Origin of the sequence: Mesorhizobium sp. M4B.F.Ca.ET.089.01.1.1 (assembly GCF_004022605.1) — a bacterium.
Taxonomy (GTDB): domain Bacteria; phylum Pseudomonadota; class Alphaproteobacteria; order Rhizobiales; family Rhizobiaceae; genus Mesorhizobium; species Mesorhizobium abyssinicae.
This window is the reverse complement of record NZ_RZOS01000415.1, coordinates 1-5016: the sequence shown is the minus strand read 5'-3', so window position 1 is coordinate 5016 and position 5016 is coordinate 1. Positions and strand designations below refer to the sequence as shown.

5 protein-coding genes and 1 pseudogene are annotated in these 5016 nt (G+C 64.1%); all 6 read right to left on the bottom strand.

Features of this window, described 5'->3' with window-relative positions:
* Positions 1-175, bottom strand: a pseudogene (locus EN780_RS41610) (glycosyl transferase family 1); the annotation flags it as partial.
* A gap of 32 nt (positions 176-207) precedes the next feature.
* Positions 208-1539, bottom strand: coding sequence for a UDP-glucose/GDP-mannose dehydrogenase family protein (locus EN780_RS27310; protein ID WP_128275853.1), 1332 nt, complete (start codon positions 1537-1539; stop codon positions 208-210).
* Positions 1540-1696: 157 nt separating this feature from the next.
* Positions 1697-2530 carry a family 16 glycosylhydrolase gene (locus tag EN780_RS27305; protein ID WP_245478379.1) on the bottom strand — a complete coding sequence of 278 codons (834 nt, stop codon included), beginning with the start codon at positions 2528-2530 and terminating at the stop codon, positions 1697-1699.
* Between the two features lie 186 nt (positions 2531-2716).
* Positions 2717-3109 carry a hypothetical protein gene (locus EN780_RS27300; protein ID WP_128275852.1) on the bottom strand — a complete coding sequence of 131 codons (393 nt, stop codon included), beginning with the start codon at positions 3107-3109 and terminating at the stop codon, positions 2717-2719.
* A gap of 126 nt (positions 3110-3235) precedes the next feature.
* Positions 3236-4255, bottom strand: a complete 1020-nt coding sequence (locus EN780_RS27295) for a glycosyltransferase family 2 protein (protein WP_127286259.1) — start codon at positions 4253-4255, stop codon at positions 3236-3238.
* A gap of 64 nt (positions 4256-4319) precedes the next feature.
* A partial coding sequence (locus EN780_RS27290; RefSeq protein WP_145971003.1) for a nucleotidyltransferase family protein occupies positions 4320-5016 on the bottom strand: 697 nt, incomplete at its 5' end.

Below are 5016 nucleotides of genomic sequence, written 5' to 3'. Positions count from 1 at the left end.
GTTTCATCTTGGCGCGCGCCTTGAAGCCGAACATGCCGTCGCCGAACAGCGCCGCCAGGACCGAGGCCTCATGACCGTTTTCGCGCAGCTGCTCGACCAGATGGTGCGTGCTCGACTGAACACCGCCGCTGAATTGTGGCGTGTAGCCGTTGCCGCCTGCAAACAGAACTTTCATGGACCCTGGCTCCTTGTTGTGCCGCCCTGCCCTCACGCCGCCATCCTGCCGATGCTGAAATATTCGATGCCGTAGCGGGCGATGACCTTGGGATCGTAGAGGTTGCGGCCGTCGAAGATCACCGGCGTGGTCAGCGCATCCTTCAGCGCATCGAAGGAGGGCGCGCGGAAGCTCTTCCATTCGGTGCAGATCAACAGCGCGTCGGCGCCGCGCAGCGCCGCTTCCTTGGTGCCGCAGAGCAAAAGGTCGTCGCGCAGGCCGTAGATGGCCTGGCATTCCTGCATTGCCTCGGGATCGTAGGCCTGCACGTTGGCGCCGGCCTGCCACAGCGCCTCCATCAGCGTGCGCGCAGGCGCCTCGCGCATGTCGTCGGTGTTGGGCTTGAAGGCCAGGCCCCAGAGCGCGAAGGTCTTGCCCTTGAGGTTGCCCTTGAAATAGCGGTGCACCTTGTCGAACAGCACCGACTTCTGCTCGTTGTTGCGCTCCTCGACGGCGCGCAGCAGCTTGGCGTCGAACTTGACGCCTTCGGCGGTCTTGATCAGCGCGCGCACGTCCTTTGGAAAGCACGAGCCGCCATAGCCGAGGCCGGGATAGATGAAGTGGTAGCCGATGCGCGGATCGGAGCCGATGCCTTTGCGCACCTCCTCGATGTCGGCGCCCAGTTGCTCGGCCAGGTTGGCCATCTCGTTCATGAAGCTGATCTTGGTCGCCAGCATGCAATTGGCGGCGTATTTGGTGAACTCGGCGCTGCGCACGTCCATCACGATCATCTTCTCGTGGTTGCGGTTGAACGGCGCATAGAGTTCGCCCATCACCGCCTCTGTATCCTCGCTGGACGTGCCGACGATGATGCGATCGGGCTTCATGCAGTCGGCGACGGCCGAGCCTTCCTTGAGGAATTCCGGATTGGAGGCGACGTCGAAAGCGAGATCCTCGCGTCCTCTCGCCTTAAGCGTTTCGGCGATCCGGGCCTTGATCTTCTCGCAGGTGCCGACCGGCACCGTCGACTTGCCGACGACGATCTTGGGCGCCTCCATCTCGCGGCCGATGGCCTCGGCGACGGCGAGCACATATTTGAGATCGGCCGAACCGTCCTCGCCGGGCGGGGTGCCGACGGCGATCATCTGGATCTGGCCGTGCTTGACCGCGGCGACGGCGTCGGTGGTGAAGCGGATGCGGCCGGCCGCGTGGTTCTCCTTGACGAGCGCTTCGAGCCCGGGCTCGAAGATCGGGATCAGGCCCTGGTTGAGCCGCTCGACCTTTTTCTCGTCGATGTCGACGCATACCACCTGGTGCCCGACCTCCGCCAGCACCGCGGCCTGCACGAGGCCGACGTAGCCAATTCCAAAGACGGTCAAATTCATTCGGTTTTGTTCCTGTTCAGGGCCGTCTTCGGTCCGGCCGGTTCAATGTTGCCTGGCCGTGATCCCCACGGCTGTTCCTGTTTGAGCGAACCTAAGGCCTGCGCGGCAAAATCGGTTCCTGGCTTTGCCGCGTCGACCTTGGGTTCGGATGATAACCCTAGTTGCTGTTGGCGCCGCTATTTATGCCGCACGCCAGCGATTCCTTGAACTGGCATGGTTCGCCCAATGCCGTGAACGCGACGCGCTCGACCTGCATTGTGACCTTGCGGCCAGGGTCCGAAAAGGGGCCCATCCAGTTGGTCAGCTTTTCGCTGCCCCAGAGGCTGAAGAATATCTTCTGCGAATGGGTCGGCAATTCCGCGGGGTTGGTCACTTCCTGGACCAGCTTGCCGTTGACGTAGAAGCGCAAGCGCTCCTTTTCCCAGACAAAGCCGTAGTCGTTGAAGCCCTTGTCGGTGCCACCCTCGACATCGGCGAGCTTCTCGTTCTTCGGCTTGCCGGAAATGTAGGTGTTGACCTGGACCTTCGAGGTGTCCTTGGTCAGGACCTCGAAGTCGATCTCGTCCCAGGGCTGCTTGTCGGCGGGACCGATGTAGGAAAAGAAGGCGGCGTTGAGGCCGGATCCGGTGTCGGTTTTCATGCGCGCTTCGTACGTGCCGTAGCCGTAGCGCTTCTTGGTCTGGACCTCGCCGCAGGCGAATTCGCGGTCCTTCACCTGGCGCTTCTCGAAACCGAGCGTCAGCACGCCGTCGGAAAGCTCGACCAGGCTCTTCGACCAGGTGCAATTCTGGTGGGGGCCGTTCGACCAGCCGTCGGAAACATACCAGCGCGAATGATCGAAACTGGTGAAATCATCGACGAATGACGGCGCGCTCTGCACGTCCTGCGCATGCGACGGATGCGGGGCTGCGACCAGGCTTGCGGCAACGGCCAGAAGAAGCGCGCCTGCCGAGCAGAACCGCCGCAGGGCCGCTTGCCGTTGTGACGGCATGGCATCGGCCGCGACGATGGGGGTAGTCTTCGGATATGCGTTCATACCAACTCACCTTTGTGCTGTCCGCCCCAACCCAAAAGTCACCAAATGGCCCGCCCGCGCGAGCCGCTTGAACCTCCGCCCCTAGAACTCCTTAACTGTGCCTCGTACCAAACCTGTGCCTGCGGACCCGTGTTCGCGCCGTCAGCGTCCGCCTGCCGACCTGACGAACCCGGTCCGCGAATCGGGACCTTGCGCACTCTCGTCGACAATCGCGTCGATCGAATGACGCAGTTCCTTCATCACGCCGTTCTGGCGGGCAAGCTCGGCAATGCGCCGCTCGCAATTCAGGATCGACTTCGTCAATTCGCTGACTTCCGACGACTTGCCTGTCGACGCCGAACCGTTCTCCATCGCCTCGACCAGGAAAGCGGCATTCGTCGCCTTCGTCCGGTAGCGATTCTCAAGCCCGGTCTTCTCCGCCTCGATCTCGCCGGCGATCTGATCGAGCAGCCTTGCCAGACGATCGAAACGCTGGAGATCGGTCTGCCGGTCCCGGGCCGGATCCCTGGATCTGAAGCCGAATATCGAAGCCATCCGGTTGGCCTTCCAAAATTGCTGCACCGCAACATACACTGCCATTCCGAGGACGAGTAAGCAACCTCGGAGTTTGGCAATGGCGATTTTTTCGCGTTTTGGCCCACCGCGGCGCCGCGGTCCGGCTTACTTTTCAACAGCTTGCGCGTTGGCGGCCATGAGGAAGCGCATCGGCGGCACCGGCCGCTTGGGGGCAAGGCCGGTCTGGCGAAACAGCGCCTCGAACTTGTCGGCGGCAACGCCCAGGACGATAGGCAAGAGGTTCGACTGGCTGGCCAGCGCGTAGGCGGCGGCCGATGCCAGACCGCGCTCGGCCTTCACGTCGAGGAAATTGCGCAGCCGGTATTTGTCGCGCACGTGACGCTCGTGCTTTCTCAGCGCCGCCTTGGACGTTTCCGGCAGGCTGTCGATCGCAAGCAGCGCCAGGTCCGCATCGGCCAGGCGCTTCAGATCCTGCGTCTTGTGGCGACCGCTGAGCGAATCGGCGCGCACGATGGCGCCGTAGCCGCAGGACCTGATGACCTTGAAGCGCGCGCCGCAGGCGACCGCCCGGGCATAGAGCTCATAGTCCTCGCCGAGGCGCAGCTTCTCGTCGTAACGCAGCCCGTGGCGATCGAGGAAGGCCCGGCTGATGACGGGCTTCAGGAAGCCAAGTTCGCCGCGCTGCACGCGGCGCCTGGAGATGTTGCCTTCGACGAAGCGCTCGAAGTCGAGGAACTCCGGATCGGCCGAAAAGGGCGGGGCGACGACCTTGGAGACGTCGGTGGCCGTATCGTCCCTGATCAGCATGATGTTGTCGGCGGCGAAATCCCAGTCGGCGCTGGCGAACAGCCTGCGAAAGCGGCCCTCGAGGAAGAAATCGTCGGCGTCGAGAATGCTGATGAACGGCGCGCTGGAGCCGGCAATCGCGGCGTTGCGGGCAAAGGACGGACCACGGTTGACGTCGAGACGCATGACCTTGAGCCTGTCGCTGCCGTCATCGGCGGCGCGCGCGACCTCGGCGGTGTCGTCGGTGGACGCGTCGTCGACGACGACGACTTCGGCCACCTCCGGTTCGCGCAGCGCCGAAGCGATGGCGGCCGGGATGGTCCGGGCGGCGTTGCGGGCGGCGATGATCACGCAAACCCGGGACATTGTGCTGGACATCAATTCACCTCTCGATTGAACGAGTTCTTCCAAATTTGCTGCCCCTTGATGCCCAAGACGTTCGTCACCGGCTGCCCGCCTCGCCGACTGCCGGCCGTTCGAAAATGCGCCGGCTGAGATCGGCCGAGGCTGCCCAGCCGGCCTCGGCCAGATAGCGCACCGGCGCGCGGCCGCACAATTCCCAAAGCACCGTGCGGCGCTGCGGCCAGCGCAACGACGACAGCCAGGGCGCGATCACCATGTGGAGCAGGTCGGCATTGTCGATGCGCGACAAGATCCGCGTGGCGCGCTCCGACAGCAGCGTGCCCGCTCCACCAAGCAGCACGTCGGCGGCGCGAAGGCCAAGCAGCAGCGTGTCCGCCAGCCCCTGCTCGATTGCGTAGTCGAGCACGTCCCGCTGCTCGGCCTCGCTCAGGCGACCGGCGCTCGCCCTGACGTCGCAGACATAGCCGGCGCAGGGTTCGCGGTTGAAGAACGCCTTGGCGACGCTGATGCAGGACAACAGCAATGTGTCGGAAGCCGAGATGAAGGGCACATGACCGCCGGCGATCCCGACCTCGCGCTTGCGCCGCAGGAAACCATCGGTGTCGCGGGGGCTTGGCGAGCCGGGCTGCTGCAGCCGGTAATGGAGGTCGACGGTGGACGCCTTAGCGTCACCGCCGCGGATCATGTGCTGCTCGCCGAGAAAGCGCAGCCACCACAGCGAGCGCGACTGGCCGGCGACCTCGTAGCCGATCGCGCGCAGCGCCTCGCGCGCCTTG

What these genes read in the sequence shown, in the direction of transcription:
- EN780_RS27310 (WP_128275853.1), bottom strand. Translation starts at nt 1,539, where the DNA reads ATGAATTTGACCGTCTTTGGAATTGGCTACGTCGGCCTCGTGCAGGCC.
- EN780_RS27305 (WP_245478379.1), bottom strand. Translation starts at nt 2,530, where the DNA reads ATGCCGTCACAACGGCAAGCGGCCCTGCGGCGGTTCTGCTCGGCAGGC.
- EN780_RS27300 (WP_128275852.1), bottom strand. Translation starts at nt 3,109, where the DNA reads ATGGCTTCGATATTCGGCTTCAGATCCAGGGATCCGGCCCGGGACCGG.
- EN780_RS27295 (WP_127286259.1), bottom strand. Translation starts at nt 4,255, where the DNA reads ATGTCCAGCACAATGTCCCGGGTTTGCGTGATCATCGCCGCCCGCAAC.